This is a genomic window from Peptostreptococcus sp., assembly GCF_977045075.1.
In genome coordinates this window covers 1-17,258 of record NZ_CDRRTB010000027.1, presented here as the reverse complement: position 1 = coordinate 17,258, position 17,258 = coordinate 1, and the positions used below count along the sequence as shown (strand labels likewise).

The following is a 17,258-nucleotide window of genomic DNA, read 5'->3' as shown; positions in this document are numbered from 1 at the left end:
AGGAACCAAATAAATTCATCTAAAGGCATAAGGACAGACATCCTCCTGTAGGCATCAATTTGGTCCATAAAGTCAACAACCCTAAGTCTTAGGTCTTGATAGTCCTTTCCTAGGCTATCAAGCTCTGCCTGGTCCATTTCATATAGCTTGTCCAAGAGACCATATATGTCTAGGTCCTTATCCACTAGTCTCAATAGGGCAAAATCACTTGGCTCAAACTTATATATTGGTGACCTCATGATAGATAAGAGACATATGTCCTGTCTAGGATTGTCTATTACCCTAAGTAGGTTTTCAAATATGCTCACCTCTAGTGTGGAGAAATAATCTCCTCCTAGGTCTGAATACAGGGGAATACCAAGCTGGCCGAATACATCTTCTATATCCTCTACCCTAGACTTTAGGGACCTAAATAGGACCACTATATCCCTATATTCTATCCTTCTATACTTGTCTAGCTTTCTATCAAAAACCAAGTATGGCTTCTCTTTATTGTTTACCACCTGGTCAATATAGGTCCCTATAGCCTGACATTGGGACCTAAAGCTTGATGTTGACTTAAATTCTTCCAAGGCTTGTCCATTTAAGTCCTGGTCATCTTCATTAAAATTCTTGTCCACTAGCCTTAGCTCTACAGGACCACCTATATTAAATCTCTCCGAAGCTAGACCTTGCTTGATAATCTCAGACTTATCGGGTCCCCCAACCAGGTCTCTGTATGCACTTTCATCAATGCTATCATAATCTAGGTCCTTAAAAATGGCACTCGGATTTAGTCTCTCCTCTTGTGTATAATCAAGCTCTCCGGTTGCCTTTCTCATTATAGACATGAATACGTGGTTACAGGCCTCTAGTACCTGGGCCCTGCTCCTAAAGTTATTGTATAGGAGTATTTTACGGCCAGACTCAAGTGGCCCCTGACTAATAGCATAGTTCTCGTATTTATTCATAAATATTTCAGGCATGGCCTGTCTAAACCTATATATACTCTGCTTGACGTCCCCAACCATAAACCTATTACCAGGACTGGTCCTAGATATAGTTGATAGGATCAATTCCTGGACCATATTGCTATCCTGGTATTCATCTATAAAGACCTCTTCATACATGTCCCTATAGGCTAGGGCAATCTTACTAGGCTCAGGACTTTCACCCGACCTATCTATAAGTATATCAAGAGCCGTATGCGCTATATATGAAAAGTCAACCAGGCCTAGACCTTTTAGTTTTTGCCTGTAGGACTTCCTAAATAGTTTAGTTATATTTGATATAGCCCTCATATAAGGATAGGCCATGTCCAGTTCTAGCCTCACCTCATCTAGGCCTATATAGAGTCTAGCTAGGATTGACCTTATATCAGAAAATATATCATCAACCATTTTCTTTATTTTCTTATAGTCAACCTTTACATATTCGTCCACCTTTGACCCTATCCTAAAGGCTTTAATTCCTGCCTTTCCTGAATTGTATATATCAATAGAATTCTTCAAGGCTTCTAGGTCCAGGTCTAAAAAGCCTGAATCTAAATCCGAATCGAAGTCTGTTTTTTCCTGTCCCAACCTAGGTGATAGGACTCCCAGTATTGGCCTAAGATAGGCAAGGTGGTGACCAATAAAGTCCCTGTACTTAGCCAGGTCATCATAATCCTCAAGCTGTTCTACTACTGCCTCCAGCCTATAGGTAGATGAAGCCAAGATACTTAGCTCATTAGAAAGATATGGTCCTAGGTAAGAGGATATGATTTCCCTATCGTCCTTGCCACTAGTATTAAACCTTTCTGCAGCCCTGTCTAACCAGTCCTCGGGATAGGCAGATGAGTCTACAAAGGCATTTAGCTTTAATATTAGGTCTACTAGGGGCTTATCATTGTTCCTGGCTGAATATAGGTCTACAAGACTTAAAAAGTCCCCATTTTTTTCATCGTATAGGTCTTCAAAGAGATCCTCTATGACATCCTTCTTTATCATTTCAATTTCAGCTGGGTCTCCAGTCCTGACATTAGGATCAAGGTCACTGGCATGAAAATTCTCTCTAACCACTCGACCACAAAAGGAGTCTATAGTTGTTATGTCTGCCCTGTTCAATAGAAGTACCTGTCTCTGAAGGTGTTCATTTTCAGGGTCCTTGTCTAAAATATCCTCTAGGGCTAGTCCTACCCTTTCTCTCATTTCATTGGCAGCAGCCTTGGTAAAGGTTACTACCAATAGCTTGTCTATATCTATAGGCCTATCCTTATCAGTAACCAGACTAATAATCCTCTCTATTAAGACAGCAGTCTTTCCAGAACCTGCTGCAGCTGCTACTAGGAGATTTGACCCCCTATGGTCTATTACACTTGCCTGGTCCCTTGTCCACTTAGTCGCCACTAGTTAGTCCCCCTTCCTTATTATTATTTGCCAAAACTCCTATTATGTCGCTATAGCGACCAAGGCCATCTTTCTTGGCTGCCTTTTTACCACTATCAGGCTTGCACTTATTATACTTGTCACCCAGTGGTATTTCTATATCCCTATAGCTATTTGTCTTCATACTAGGATCGAACTGGCACACTGATTTGTACTCGCAATAGCTACAGGCATTTGAAGCCCCCTTCCTGTAAGGGCTAATATCTATCTTTCCGTCATAAATATCCTGACAAATCTCCCTAGACTTGTTCATTACATAGGTCCTTACAGTATCAAACTCCTCTGGATACATGCTGGTAGTACGACTCTCATAAACAGACCCATCTGCCTTTAGCTCAAGTTTCAATATATCTGAAGATTCACCTGCTCCTAGGTCCTTGTCCAGGTGACCCATTATTTCCTTATCATTGACTATTAGACCACTTAACTTATTTTCCCTTAGTAACTTCTTTTCTAGGTCCTCGTCAGACAAGGCTAGTCCATCTGCTAGACCAGGCATGTCTAGGTCCTTGTTAGAAAAATTCGAATAAAGAACGGCTGCAGGCTCCAGCTTACCAGTCTTGTCAGCATTTATCACTGCGTTCATATACATGAACAGCTGGAGCTGAAGGCCACCATATAGGCTAGTCAGGTCTATTTCCTTTGCAGAGGACTTGTAGTCAATTATCCTTACAAACTCCCTATCACCATCCTTACAGGTGTCTAGTCTGTCAATCTTACCTATAATATTAACCCTCCTAGTCCCGTCAAGGTCTAGCTTAAGAGGTGGATATGCTGAGTTAAATCCAAAGCTCAGCTCAAAGCCTCTTGGTTCAAAATGTCCCTTGTCTATCTGCTTGGACATATTGTATATGGAATCTACAAGAGACCTATTTAGCCTAGTATACAGGTACCTATATTTTTCAGAGCTGTCCAGTATATAGCCAGCCCTTGACTTAACAAGTTCATTAGAAATTTGGTTTACTGACCTTCCTATATAATCCTTCTCTATCTCTCTCCAAGGCATGGATTTTTTTGCCAAGTACTTGGAAAATTCATCTAGTACCTTGTGGGAATATATGCCTGAGTCCATTGGAGAAAACTCGTTTATAGGTCTCTCCTTGGCAGCCAATCCATAATTCATAAAATAGGAAAATGGGCAGGCTGCATACTTCTCGAGCTTAGATACACTAAATATACCTTGGCCATACAGAATTCTGGCTTGGTTCGCATTAAGGCTGGAGACCCTGTTATCGTAATTTGAGCTGGATTCCAACATTTTTTCAACCTTGACCCTCTCCTCAAGACTAACTAGCTGGTCATATATGTGACTAGGGTCTAGGTCGGATTCTAAGAAGCTTTCCATCTTTAGACTTGGGAAGATCTTCATTAGCTTCTTGATAAGAGAAGACATCTTCAGAGTATCTCCCTTAAAGCTTGATACAGGGTGGCTGATGATTAACCTCTCCCTTGCTAGTCCCATTGCCCTATAAACCAGAAAGACCTCATCATATGTTTTTGACTTCATATCTGAGTCAAAACTTATACCTATTTGTCCTAATTTTTCTTTTTCCCTGTCACTAATCAGGGTCTGGTCTCCTATTGTCTTAGGGAATACTCCTTCATTTACTCCCATTAGTATTAGTACCTTTGTATCCGGATTCTTCATCCTATCTACACTGGTAACGAATACCTGGTCACTTGAAGGAGGTATAATACCCAGTTCAAAACCAGATAATTCTGCCTCCATTAGCCTTATATACCTATCTAAGCCTATTTTTTCGTCACCTAAAAATTCAACCATTTCATCCAAAACATCTACAAAAATATTCCATACCTGTGAGTATTCCCTGGCCTTGTAGTGGTTTTCTTGGGACTTAAATTCCTCTATTAGGTCGTTAATTCTCTCTGCTAGTCCTATATCTAGGGAAAACTCATATAGGTAGGAGGATATATCCCTAAGGCTATTCTTACCCTTGAGTTTATTGTGTAGCTTGCCTATAGGTTCCATAACCCTTTGCCTAATACCGTTAATATATGTATTATCAGGTTCTGAATCGTCCTCTATATTATGGATTAGGGGCTTGTCCCAGTCCTTAAACCACTTGGACCCCCTAATGCCATTAGCTATTACATAATTTTCAAGAAGGCTTACATCCTCGTGATCAATTCCGACAAGACCACTTTTCAAATAGTTAAAAACAGAATTATACGAGTAATTTTCCTTCTTCATATTCAAAATAGAGGTCAAGAGCACAAGAATTGGGTTGGTCTTGGCCTCTAGCTTTTGGTCTAGGAAGTAATTTAGTTTGTAGTCCTTAAATATAGCCCTTACCAGGTAGGAATAGGCATCTAGGTCCCTAGTTGCTACTGTTATTTCCTTATACCTATAGCCCTTGTCATTCACAAGCTCAACTATCTTGGCTGCTACATACTCAACTTCCTTGTATATATTCTCAAACTCTATCAGTTCAATATTATCTACCTTGCCTTCAAAGGGCTTGGCCTTATAGAGATTTATACTCTTTTCCAAATAAGCCAGTTCAGGGCTTGAATAATAACCTTGGCTAGCCACATCTATATCCTCTAGTCTTTCTAAATTATGACTATTGCATATATCTATAAGCCTCTGATAGGTAATATGGGTCTTAGAAAAAACCGTCTTTAGCTCGAGCCTAGATTTCATATCCAAAAGCAGGGATATATAGGTATTTTTTGATAGGGCAATTAGACCCTCTATCAAATCGTACTGGATAGGTGTAAAACCAGTAAACTCATCTATAAAGATAGTTGCCTCCTTGATTTCCTCAAAAGAAGCCAGCTTTCTAGAAAATAACTTTATCCAGTCCTCTGTATCTATATAGTCCTCCTCCATTAGCTTCTCGTATGAGGCATATATCAAGCCTATATCCTCGAGCTTAGCCTTAAGGGCATCATCACTTGTTTTTTTTGCCATTTCTTCAAGGTCTTTAAGTCCAATCTTGTTTTGCTTTAGTTCAATAAGGGCATCCTTAACTATATCAACTAGGCCAGTTGAGTCCTGTGGCACCCTTAGTGTCTTAAGATCTTTTGATACAGCTTCAATAGCCCTATAGGTCATCATCCCCCTAGCAGAAGAGGTCAATTTTTTTTCCTTTAGGCCTCCAACCTTAGTAAATACCATATTGGCCAGGGTAGACATACTTACTACCCTAATCCTAAGATTTGGGTCCCTATCCTTCATAAGCCTAATACTCAGCTTTTTTTCCATTTCAAATGTATACTTTTCTGGTACTAGTATAAATATCGGTCCCCTAGAGCCTGACCTGGCCTCCTTGAAACATAGGTCCAAGAGGGCCTGGCTCCTATCAGAACCTATCCTTCCTTTTATAAATCCTACACCCATCCTATACCTCTTCTCTTAAGTCCTCTAATTTGAGTTTCCTTATCTCCTCTATACAGGCATATATCATATTCCTATTTGCTATATGCTTTTCCTCTGAATAATCTACCATGACCTGGCTATCAATTGCCGGTTGGTAGTAGTACATCCTTATATTTTCATAGTCTAGGCCACTGCCCAATGACTCCTTGCAAACATACTGGTATACCCTAGTCTGCATCCTCTTCTCCGCATATACTTTTTCTATTTTCTTACGCTCTGTCTTCCAATCCCATATATCTAACCTGGCTAATTCCCCATTTTTATAGACCTTAACTAGGAGGTCATAGGTCACCTGGATCCTATCCTTTAGCTCTATGGTATACTCTGGTAGGAAACTTAGGTCATGACCATACCTTTCCCTATATAGCCTGTAAATCTTCCTTACCCTATCTAGGTCCCTATCAAATTCACTCTTAGACCTAATAGGGTCTATCCCTAGGAATATCCTTTGGCACATAAGGTGAAAGTCCCTACCATAGGACATATTCTCCTCATATTCCCTATCAAGCTGGCTATCATCTGACCAAAAAATACGCCTTATATACTTGTCTATAAATTCTTTTTTACTTCTCTTCCAGGCACTCAGCATATTTTGACTATATACCAATCTTTCGAGTCTGAATTCTAAAGCTTCTTTATCAATCATCAATACCACCTATTTTTCTATACCATTTAACTGATTCTTTCTTTCCTCTATGTAGCTTGTCAATAGCTCAAGGTAGCTAGAATCCTTTCTAAACATATTCCTATTAAGACTTTCTATAAATTTATTCTTTGAGTTCAATAATAGGAGGCTGGACTTAGCCCTGGTAATTCCTACATATAGTAGTCTTACCCTCTCTCCAATCAGGCCTAGCTTGAGGTCGTCCTCATATGAGGCCCTTGTCTTGCCCTGATTTCCGCCCAGAATATTATCTATGTCCATATTTACAAAGGCCTCTGGATACTTAAAGTCCGACCTAAGATACTTCCTATCAACCCTAAAGTAGTCATCCAGGCTAGATGGGAAGTCTGACTTGTTTATGCCTGTTATAATTACTGCATCCCACTCCATACCCTTAGACTTGTGAATTGTAGCCAGGGTCACGCTCCCCCCTAGGGGGGCTGTCTCACCCATATCGTATATAGACTCTATCGCACCGTCAAATACCCTGCTATACCTCTTGTCTAGGCTAAGGGCTAGCCTATCTAGGTCTGCCCCCTCATAGACAAGTAAATTACTCAAGTAGAAGACTATATACTTGGATAGAAGAACTTCACTATTGGTCAAGCTTAACCTAGACAGGATATGGTTGATTAGACCCATCTTGTCAGCCTGGTTATGGTCGCAAATAGACTTAATTGCTTCTATTGATTGACTCATTAGCTTAGTAAAGGTCAACCTGATACTATCATCAAGCCTGAGCCTTACCCTAGATAGCCATTTGTCAAGATATGCCCCATCATAAATCAGGGCTTCGGGCTCTTCCTTAGCTAGGCGGCCTGCTATATAGTCTACCTCCTCCTGATTAAGGTCAAGGTCAAACCTTGCTACAAAAGCATCCATAGCTAGGTCCACAAAGTTCTCTACACTAGGGTCTAGCAAGAAGTCCAGGGCCAATTTTAAGTCCCCTATAAGCTTCTTTCTTAGCTTAGAATCTGCCCCTAGCTTGTCGTATTTAATATCTCTAGCATCTAGAAAATCCCCCATATCATCTGTATCATAGTTAGAAAATGATAGGACGCCAATGCTGTAACTAGGGAAGGTCTTCTGATAGTAGCCAATTGTCTTGGCAACCAGGTCCCTTTCTTCCTCTTGGCTCTTTAAAGACCTCGCCGCAAGCATATACTTGTTTGTCTTTGGATTTGACTTATAGGCCTGACCTTCTTCAACAGGTTCTATGTGTATATCTTCCAAGTGGTCTCTCGCCTTGTCTACAAGGTAGTTGGCTAGGTCTAAAATATCCCTAGAGGACCTGGCCGCCATATTCATCTCATATGAATAGTCAGCCTTTGAACAAAAATCCTTGAAATATTTAGGGTCTGACCCAGTAAAGGTCCCTGTTATACTCTGGTTTACATCCCCAACCCTAACTAGGTTCCTCTTTGACTTTTTACGGCTGGATTTCTTGTATGAGATAATATCTATAATCTTACCCTGGATTTCATTTGAATCCTGGCACTCGTCTTCGAATACATAGGCATACCTAGCCTGGTACTTTTCTGCCACAGACTCATTTTCTACTAAAATCCTGTAGGCCCTTATTAGAATGTCATCATAGTCAAAGTAGCCCTCCTGGTCTAGAATGGTCTGGTAATTTTTGTATATAGGGCCTATTATCTTCATAATAGTGGCCTGCCCCTTATCAAGGTAGGCATCTAACCTATCCACACTAATATCTGCATATTTCATCAATTTTATGGCATTTAAAACGATATTGGTAAACTCCCTATACCACTTGTCTACCTGGTCCTGGTCCCCCCTCAAGTCCTTTTTTAAAAAGGACCTAATCCTTCCTTCATTAGATGGTAAAGACTCGTACTCATCAATAGCCATCTGAATCAGGAGTCCCTTCTTATAGTCGTCAATTATCTGGCTTTCCTCATTAATCATGGCTATATCAGTATTGTCCCTTATAATCTTCATGGCCAGGGAATGTATAGTCATGACCTCAAAGGCACCCTTGTCTAGGCCTTCGTCTCCTAAAATTGCTCTTATCCTTGACTTAAAATTATTGGCTGCACTATTCATATATGTTAGCACCAAAATCTTACCATCCTGGTCTCCATCCTTCATTTTTTTCAGAAGCTTGGCTACTAGATTTGTAATTATAAAGGTCTTGCCCGCACCCGGAACCGCCTGGATTCCCATGCTGCCTGACCTATATTTCATTATTTCCTTCTGGTCTTTCCTAAAAACTATGTCCATAGTAGCCTCCTGTCTCCCAGCTGGTCATATCCATTAATTGTTAAGTCTGAATATAGTAGATAGATATGTAGGTCTTCTAAAGACCTATCTCCTAAGAACTCCCTAGTAGACCATAGACTCCTCATATAGTTCCTATTCTTATCAAGTTCTAGGTCCCTATATACCTGGTCTAGGTTAGTTTCATCAATATTTGTCAATAGACTGTCCTCCATATAGGCAAGGTCAGTATCAAGGTTATTCTCTACCCTTTTGATATAGGCTTTTGAATCAGCATCAAATACTAATAGACAGTCCCTGTCATTAGCTAAAAACCTGTATTCATCAAGGGTCATCAGTAGTATGTCCCCCCTATTAGCCAATTCTAGCTTGGTCATATTTGCTGGAAAAACACTTGAATATTCCTTTAAAAATCCTAGCCTAGCCTCATCATCTATGGATATAAAGTCTACCTTTTCACAGGCCTCTACCAATATATTAAGATCCTTTAAGTGGTCACAAAAGCTACTCACAATAAGCATATCCTGGTCACTTACTTCCACCTTCATTAGCCTGTCTTTAAAGAACTTTTTTACAAACTCCTGGTCTGGCTGTTGGCCGTACTTGTCTGAAGAAAGGTCTCTTCTTATTTCCACCATTAGGTTTTCTATATTTCTTCTTAAGTATATATACGTCTTATCTGGATGAAAGACTCTTAGAAGTTCCAACTTGTCCTCCTGACTCAAGATAAATTCCAGATCCCTATATATAGCTAGAGCACTAAATACAAGGCTTCCAGTAGGTGTTCTTGTAATAGTCTCATTTGTTGGCAAATAAGATATCCTGTAGCCTAGGTCCTGCCCAATCTTACTAGCCTCAGCCTCTGATATAAGCCTCTTATTTGGTAGAATAACACCTATCCTTCCAGGGCTTATCTTATCCTGATCAAGTAATTTTTCAAGTGTATTTATAAGGCCAATATACATATCATAATAGCTATCGTAATGTAGGTTATCAATTTTTCCAACCCTATTGACAAGGTCTATGTGCTCATTATCAGGAACAAGTAGGTCATCTAGGTCCACTTGGTTCATGTCAGACGTATGAGCCTTGTAAGTCTCATTTTCTAGCAAGACCCTATAATACATCTCGATGATACTTGGAAGGTCATAGAGACCCAGCCTGTCCATTACAGACCTATATTCAACTATTACATTCTTCATATCGTCAAATATATGCCTGTTAGACCTTGAAGTCTTAAACCTTGAAATCCTGTGGGCTATGGCCTCTTGAGGTATAGACCTCATACTGGCCTCAATCATAGCCCCGTAAATTTGGTTGGCAATATTTAAATTATTTGAGTTTAAGCCCTGAAAATATCCATCAAAATACCTCCTGTCACCTATTATTTTATTTAATAAAAAGATACTAGCTAAACGCGACAGGGTATTTGGCTTAACCCCCTCACCCATAAGTGGCCAAAATAGGTTGACCTGGTTAACTATGTAGGCCTGAAGACTTGTTATATTTATTCTTTCGTGGTAGGCACTACAAAAATTTGACCTCAGCCTATCTATCAAAGCAGCCTGGCCCAAAGAGCTTTGGCAGAAGAGGTACTTGTCCCCTGTAAAAGTCTCTAACATATTAAATTTATCTCTACTCATGTCCATTTTGAAGTCTTTTTTATCTAGTGTCATAACCGGTCCCCTAACCTATATATTGGTGAAAATAGTTAAAATTTCCTGATTATATTATACCATATTTTTGCTTGAATTATTTTTCTCTGGTGCCTAAACCTATCTTTTAGCAAAACTACATTTGGAGCTGGCTATATATTGGTTTTGATGTCCATTTTTTCTCATGAATCCTTTTGTCTGACATTTTTTTATATTTATAGACGCTTTTATTTTTAAGTTTAGTAGAAAAAAACAGCAAACCTTTTTGATTTACTGTTTCTAATATCAATATTTTCAATTATATTAAGTGAGACTTGTACTCTAATAGATTACTTTTATAAAATTTTTATAAATTACTTCTTAGGTAAATCAGTTACATCTAATTTTGATCCTTGAACATTAAGTTTAGCCCCTTAATCTCTCGCATAAATAAGTCTGCTTTTTCTCTAGCTGCGATAATGGTCACCCTACTTTGCTTATTCAACTTTTTCTCGTGTAAACCACAAAAAATAGGATTTTTAATTATTATGGTCAGCTTCACACAATTGAAGGGATACTTATTAATTATTATATTTCCTATATCTTCGGCTTGAAATTTAAAATGTAATAGACTATTGCCCCTGCTTCCATAGGTGTAATATTTAATCAAATTATTACCATAAAGTTCCAATTTTACACCATTTAAGTAGTTGTAATAAGCAATAAACCACATAAGTAATGGTAGTACAATCAGCACTATCGCCACTATAATTTCACCTGAAAAACCAGTATTATAGGTCGTAAGCTGTATTAGTATCCATAAAACAATTAGAGTTAACAATATCATGGAAACAAAGGCTACTCTATTAAATTTTAACCTATGAGGGTATGTCAAGATAAGTCTTGGTTCATCTTGTAAAGTATCTAATTCCATTTTCCACCTATCTCTCTTGGCCTTACTTTATTAATTTCTTCATTTTTTTAAAAAGCGCAGGGCGACTTAATTGCTTTCTCAATTTTTGCTGAGTCCTTGTTCTCTACTGAAGCTGAAGTTATCCATTTTTTTCCAAATATTATTTGTCCTGCCTCCACTATAAGTCCAGAAGCATATATGTCTTTTTCTTCTGCAAGACTTTTTGCGAAGACTGGTTTAGTTTTTTCTTGTAGTTCTTCTTGACCTACCCCAATTCCCTATCCCAATCTTCACAAATAAGTTCGTAGTGGTATCCTATCTCATCACTTCCAGCCAAATCGCCTATAATTTTAATCCTCTTATCTGAAGGAAAATCCTCTTTTTCTAAATCAAGGTATACCTTCTCTAGATCTTCCCTGCCAAGCTTACTACGACTCACTCTTTCAGATTCAATATCTTGCTTGATTTTTTTACTTGAATCAGACATTGCTTATTCCCCCTATGCAATAACTTTATTATTACTATATCCAGTCAAGATCATTGATGTCCTTTAGGATCATAGACTTCCTATCAAAGGTATTTACTAGCTCTATTCCCTTGTCCTTAACCGTTATATCATTATACCAATCTCCCAAGCTAGCATATTCACCCGTATGAATATTGACAAGCATACTTGTAATAGGATTCCAGCTACCAGCCTTTACTGTTTCTGCAAGCAGATAGTAGGCATCTAAAAATATAAGATTCCTCCCATACATCCAAAATGGAAGTTTAATACCCAATAATGGTAGACTTGCAGAAAATATTTCGTCCCCATGAGGTGGTACTGTTTCATAGCTAAGCTCTATTTCGCTACCATAGTAGGCAATACTTGCCCCTTGATATCCTATATTTATTGGTAGACCCTCCTCTGCAATAATAAATTCCATAGTATTCTCCTTATTTTTAAGCTTAATTAGTTCCTCTTGAAGCTTTCTAGAATTATACATTTATTTCATCACTTATTATTTTACCATCGCTTATAGTAATAAGTCTATCTGCCTGCCTTGCTATATTTTCATCATGAGTTATCATAAGTAGGGTCTGGTTTAGGTCTTTTACAGTAGACCTAAGCAGACTAATTACCTCTTCAGTAGTCTTACTATCAAGGTTGCCTGTAGGCTCGTCTGCGAATATTATAGCTGGCTTGTTGGATAGGGCCCTTGCAATTGCCACTCTTTGCTGCTGGCCTCCCGATAACTCATTAGGGAACTTCTTTAGCTGGTCTTCTAGTCCAACCTTTTTTACTATATCCATAATATATTCCTTGTCTTCCTTCTTTCCATCTAGCTGGATTGGTAGGATTATATTATCATAAACATTAAGGACCGGTATTAGGTTAAAGCTTTGGAATATAAATCCAAATTCTTGTCTCCTAATTTTTGATAATTCATCATCGTTCAAGGCGTATATATCCCTTTGGTCAAGAAATACGCTACCCTCGGTTGGCTTGTCTAGGCCAGCCATACAATGAAGCAGGGTACTTTTTCCTGAACCACTAGTTCCTATTATGGCAGTGAATTTTCCATTTTCAATTTCTAGGCTTATACCATCTACTGCCTTTACTAGACTCTCCTTTTTTCCATAATATTTTTTCACATTGTCAATCTTTAAGGATTTCATATTATCAACCTTTCATAAAATAAATCTCACTATTCACTTCTTGTATCAAGCATTATATTCTTTGATACAAGCCTTTTATTTGAGTACATCTGCATTAATATTGATATTGTAAATACTAATACTATTAAAACAATTATAGTGGCATATGGTGGATGAAACTCTACATGTGCTATTCCCTTATAATATAGGTCTTGGTCACGTGTGATCTTGTAGTACTTATAGACCCTATATAGGCCTATTGACACTCCAATCACCAGACTAGTCACTACAAATATCATATTTTCGATAAATAGGGTCTTATTTATTAACCTTTTGTCAGCCCCTAGCATCCTCAATACACCAACATCTCTTGTCTTCTTGTCTGTTATTATCCTTATAGTAAATACTAAGGAGAATAATAGGAGTATTGAATAGAAGCTTAGCCTAAATTTGATTTTATCAAAGTATGTCTTATCTCTAAGCTCCTTTTTATTTAGTCTTTCTCTATCCCTGTCCTTGACCTCAAACCTCGAGGATAATCTAGACTTAACTAGATTTGCCTCATCACTTGATGTGACATCAAACCTAATAGCACTAACTGTGCTTGTATTAGTCAAGCTCTTTAGCCTATTTAGGTCAAACATTATCTCTACTGTGGAAGAATTACTAGCAGTCCTCTCCTCTATAGTAGCCTTAGGTTTCTTATTTGGTATAAGCTTCACAGGTAAAAGCTTATAAGTCTGTAGACCATCCTTTATACACGGTAGCTTTATATATACGATCTGACCATCTTTTAGGTTTTTCAAGAACTTTTGGTACTTGTCTGTTTGACCATCATAATAGAAGTTATTTGTCACAGCATAGACTTGGTTCTCTTGCCCTATATTCTTAATATCCTCGCTGGAAAGTATACCCTTGTCTTTAAGTTCCTCTTGTCTAAGAGAATCTATACCTGTAATAGTACAGTCAAATTCATATTTACCCCTACTAGATGAAATACCCTTACTCTCTAGTACAGAATTATTCACTTGGCTTGTATCTTCAACTAAATAACCATATAGCTCCATATTTTGCGTGAAGTTCTTGTACTTGTTTATGTCCACTAGGTCTTTAGAATCAATTCCATTATCTATGGAAAAGCTAGAATTCTTTTTAACGAGGAAATTCCTTCCTAGATAGCTTGCTTCACTCACATCATAAGCAGAATCATTTTTTGCCATAGTTTTTTCAACGCCTAGAACATTAATTATACTACTGACCATAATTACAATTATAAGGATTGGTAGTAGATAGTTGTAAAGATTATTTAAAAAACCGATTGTGGCTATTTTTGATACTATATTCCTAATCCTTATTTTTTCTAAATTGATATTTTTCGCCCTAGTCTTCCTATCCTCGTTAAGTAGGTCAAGACCCTCTGTCTTATTGTACTTAATTATTAAATATATTATGTTGACCAGGATTGGGGCAAATATAACAGTAATCACTAGCAATATATCTCCTGCATTAAAGTAAACCCTGTAGTTGTCTAGCATAACGTCTATTGCTGAATCTGTAACATTACTACCCCCTATATACCTATAGGTCTGGACATAGCTTATGCATAGACCTAGGACTAATCCAAGTAAACCTAATAGCAAACTCTCTCCTATTAGCATTTTAAATACATCCTTACTTTTAGCCCCCAGTATTTTCAATAGTCCCATATTTCTAAGTCTAATATCATTCAATAGCTTAAATAGGCTGGCTATAAAGAGGACTGCCACAAAAATTAAAGTCTTGTCGTCATTGCTCCTAGTAACATTGCTAATAGATTCATTTAACCTTGAGAGCTCAAAGTTTTGTATTACCATTTGTGGATCATCGGCTACATCAATTCCCAGCTTTACACAATTTCCATATAGGTTATTCATACCATCCTTAAATTTAATTAGAACTGTATAGCTAAGGCTCTGGTCTGGGTACTTGTCAGTATTATATATCCATAAGATTGGATTGACCCTTACCCTGTTTTTCGTCTTAATTTTGCTGATAGCCCTAGTATAATCCTTATTTTTTTCTATAAGGCCTACTATCTTATATTTTTTAGTTGCAGAATATATTTCATGCTTGTTTCCTAGCTCATATTCTAGATTATTGATGCCTGAAATGGAATCCCCCAGACTAGGACTCCCCTCTTGACTTAAGTAGGACTTATCCAATAGCATTTCACCATTCTCTCTAGGTAAACGTCCACTTGCTAGAACATATTGGTTGGCATCAAGGGCCTCTCTTGTATAACCCTTTAATTCATACTCGAGTCTAGATTTCTGACTGGTAAAGAATCCGTAGTTTTCATACTTGATAGATTTTGACACAGCCTTATTTTCTTCAATTAGTTTGGCCTCCCTATCACTTGCAAGATAGGATGTGGCAGGATAGTCTGGATAAACCTTTTCCACAACTTTCTTATAGTTGATAGACTGACTCTTAGCCGTTACAAATGGAACAAAGACAGCATATACTGATACTAGGATAGCTATTAAAACTAGTAGGTATATAAGTATATGTTTCCTTATAAAGTTTAAAGAAACCTTGATATATACATTTTTTAGCATACTTTACATCACCTCATATTATATGGATTATATTTATAAAAGATTACATATTGATTATTTAATGATTTACTTTTAAAAAACATCTGCTAACTTAATGATACAACTCTATGCCTTTTATGTCAAGAAATATTCAAAAAAGCCGTCTTATTATCATTACTGATAATAAGACGGCTTTTAGTCAGGCCTGACCTTGGTCATTCCTTATTAAACATAGTTAGATTTTACTACATTCATTCATATCACTTAAAATATTTGTAAGCTTCTTACTTAAGCTCCTCAATAACCTTGTCACTAACTGTGCTAGTACCACCTAGGGTTGTTATTGCCTTGCCCGATGCTAGCTTCTTTACCTCATTTGTGGAGCTATTGCTTCCCACCAATACTATTGGTGACTTAGCCCTTTTTGTTACAGCTCCTGCTGCTAATGCATCTACAGCCTTATAGCCATTTGTTACAAATAAATGCTTACCACTTGGATATGCTTCATTAGCAATCATAGCAGCTGTCTCAAATCTTGTAGCACCTGCTATTCTTATCTTAGACTTTGCGTTTACCTGTTCCATTACCCCATCAGATATGGTTGACTTACCACCAACTACTATTACCTGACTTGGATTCCAAGAGTTAATCTTTGCTTTAGCATTAGAATCAAGCTCATTAGCCTTTGTCATCATTACCGGTATACCAGACTTAGTAGCTATACTTGATACTGTTAGGGCATCAGCTTCCTTCTTATCCTGGCCTGTAATTAGGATTAACTTGTCTGAACCAGTTAAGTTCTTTACTTCCTGGGCTAGTATCGCTGATGTTTCATACCTACTAGATCCTGCTATTCTCCTAGTACTTAGTCCCATCGCCTTCAATTCGCTTTCAGCCTGGGCACTAATAGATGCATTTCCGCCAACTATTACAACATTCTTTGCTCCTAGTCTCAGGATTTCAGCCTTAATACTAGCCGGTACATCACTTACCTTAGATAGTAGGATTGGAGACTTCTTGGCATCTGCATATGAAGCTGATACCAATGCATCTACAGTATTCTTACCACTGGCTAGGACAACTGTATCTGCCTTATCAAAGTACTTCTGGCTTATCTTAGCTGAAGTTTCATACCTATCAGAACCTGCTAGCCTTCCACCACTATTATTTGTCGCCTCTTGTTCACCTTCCTTGTACTGCTTTGCTGCAGACCAGTCAAATATAAACTTGGCATTTTGCTTTCCACTACCCTTTACAATCTTATCATAGCTTTCGGCATTATTCTTCATTGAATCCATTGCATCAACAGCAACTTCTGCAAAAATTTCTTTTTCTTTTGTATTTCTTGTGAATGAGAACCTTGCTGGGAATTCCCTCATCTGACCAGTTAAGTCCTTATCCATCTTAGTCTTTTCTACCTTTGCTGATACCTTAGCTGATCCTAGTCCATTTTCATATATACTTAGGTCCCAAAGGTGGCCATACATACCAAAGAATGGCATACCATTAAAGTCTACATAATATGTGTATTTACCTTCTTTTTCACTAACTATGGCAGTCTTTACTATGGCACCATTACCCATCGATTCCTTTGGGTCACTTGCATGCCATAATATTACTGGTACTGAATATAGCTTAGCACCATTCTTATTTTCTTTTTCTGCTATATCCTTGTCTAGGTCCTTAATGTTGGCGATATCTTTAGGCTTGTCTGTAGATTCCTTATTTCCAGACTCCTTCTTGATATTGTCCATAGCAAACATGATTATATCGTTGGCAGA

Annotated in this window: 11 protein-coding genes; all 11 read right to left on the bottom strand. The window is 37.9% G+C overall.

Annotated features, from left to right (window positions below):
- The coding region (locus tag ACW6OJ_RS03765; RefSeq protein ID WP_456095808.1) for a UvrD-helicase domain-containing protein at window positions 1-2,366 on the bottom strand (2,366 nt) is incomplete at its 3' end.
- A complete protein-coding gene (locus ACW6OJ_RS03760; RefSeq protein WP_456095807.1) occupies window positions 2,356-5,769 on the bottom strand; it encodes a PD-(D/E)XK nuclease family protein in 3,414 nt (1,137 codons plus the stop codon). The genes ACW6OJ_RS03765 and ACW6OJ_RS03760, both read right to left, overlap by 11 nt.
- Window position 5,770: 1 nt before the next feature.
- Entirely contained in the window at window positions 5,771-6,454 is a 684-nt protein-coding gene (locus tag ACW6OJ_RS03755; RefSeq protein WP_456095806.1) for a PD-(D/E)XK nuclease family protein, read from the bottom strand.
- A gap of 9 nt (window positions 6,455-6,463) precedes the next feature.
- Window positions 6,464-8,716: an ATP-dependent helicase gene (locus tag ACW6OJ_RS03750; protein ID WP_456095805.1), complete on the bottom strand. Its 2,253-nt coding sequence runs from the start codon at window positions 8,714-8,716 to the stop codon at window positions 6,464-6,466.
- Window positions 8,707-10,389: a hypothetical protein gene (locus tag ACW6OJ_RS03745; protein WP_456095804.1), complete on the bottom strand. Its 1,683-nt coding sequence runs from the start codon at window positions 10,387-10,389 to the stop codon at window positions 8,707-8,709. The genes ACW6OJ_RS03750 and ACW6OJ_RS03745 overlap by 10 nt, the downstream gene beginning before the upstream one ends.
- Window positions 10,390-10,747: 358 nt before the next feature.
- Window positions 10,748-11,281, bottom strand: coding sequence for a hypothetical protein (locus ACW6OJ_RS03740; RefSeq protein WP_456095803.1), 534 nt, complete (start codon window positions 11,279-11,281; stop codon window positions 10,748-10,750).
- 244 nt (window positions 11,282-11,525) lie between these two features.
- Window positions 11,526-11,747 carry a hypothetical protein gene (locus ACW6OJ_RS03735; RefSeq protein WP_456095802.1) on the bottom strand — a complete coding sequence of 74 codons (222 nt, stop codon included), beginning with the start codon at window positions 11,745-11,747 and terminating at the stop codon, window positions 11,526-11,528.
- A gap of 34 nt (window positions 11,748-11,781) precedes the next feature.
- Window positions 11,782-12,189, bottom strand: coding sequence for a hypothetical protein (locus ACW6OJ_RS03730; protein ID WP_456095801.1), 408 nt, complete (start codon window positions 12,187-12,189; stop codon window positions 11,782-11,784).
- Between the two features lie 52 nt (window positions 12,190-12,241).
- Entirely contained in the window at window positions 12,242-12,922 is a 681-nt protein-coding gene (locus tag ACW6OJ_RS03725) for an ABC transporter ATP-binding protein (RefSeq protein WP_456095800.1), read from the bottom strand.
- A gap of 29 nt (window positions 12,923-12,951) precedes the next feature.
- The gene (locus ACW6OJ_RS03720) at window positions 12,952-15,498 is read right to left on the bottom strand and encodes an FtsX-like permease family protein (RefSeq protein WP_456095799.1); all 2,547 of its coding nucleotides are present in this window, start codon (window positions 15,496-15,498) and stop codon (window positions 12,952-12,954) included.
- Window positions 15,499-15,761: 263 nt separating this feature from the next.
- A partial coding sequence (locus ACW6OJ_RS03715) for a cell wall-binding repeat-containing protein (RefSeq protein WP_456095798.1) occupies window positions 15,762-17,258 on the bottom strand: 1,497 nt, incomplete at its 5' end.

Bases quoted from the DNA above. Each gene is read 5' to 3' on its own strand.
- ACW6OJ_RS03760 (WP_456095807.1), bottom strand. From the start codon at position 5,769: ATGGGTGTAGGATTTATAAAAGGAAGGATAGGTTCTGATAGGAGCCAG.
- ACW6OJ_RS03755 (WP_456095806.1), bottom strand. From the start codon at position 6,454: ATGATTGATAAAGAAGCTTTAGAATTCAGACTCGAAAGATTGGTATAT.
- ACW6OJ_RS03750 (WP_456095805.1), bottom strand. From the start codon at position 8,716: ATGGACATAGTTTTTAGGAAAGACCAGAAGGAAATAATGAAATATAGG.
- ACW6OJ_RS03745 (WP_456095804.1), bottom strand. From the start codon at position 10,389: ATGACACTAGATAAAAAAGACTTCAAAATGGACATGAGTAGAGATAAA.
- ACW6OJ_RS03740 (WP_456095803.1), bottom strand. From the start codon at position 11,281: ATGGAATTAGATACTTTACAAGATGAACCAAGACTTATCTTGACATAC.
- ACW6OJ_RS03735 (WP_456095802.1), bottom strand. From the start codon at position 11,747: ATGTCTGATTCAAGTAAAAAAATCAAGCAAGATATTGAATCTGAAAGA.
- ACW6OJ_RS03730 (WP_456095801.1), bottom strand. From the start codon at position 12,189: ATGGAATTTATTATTGCAGAGGAGGGTCTACCAATAAATATAGGATAT.
- ACW6OJ_RS03725 (WP_456095800.1), bottom strand. From the start codon at position 12,922: ATGAAATCCTTAAAGATTGACAATGTGAAAAAATATTATGGAAAAAAG.
- ACW6OJ_RS03720 (WP_456095799.1), bottom strand. From the start codon at position 15,498: ATGCTAAAAAATGTATATATCAAGGTTTCTTTAAACTTTATAAGGAAA.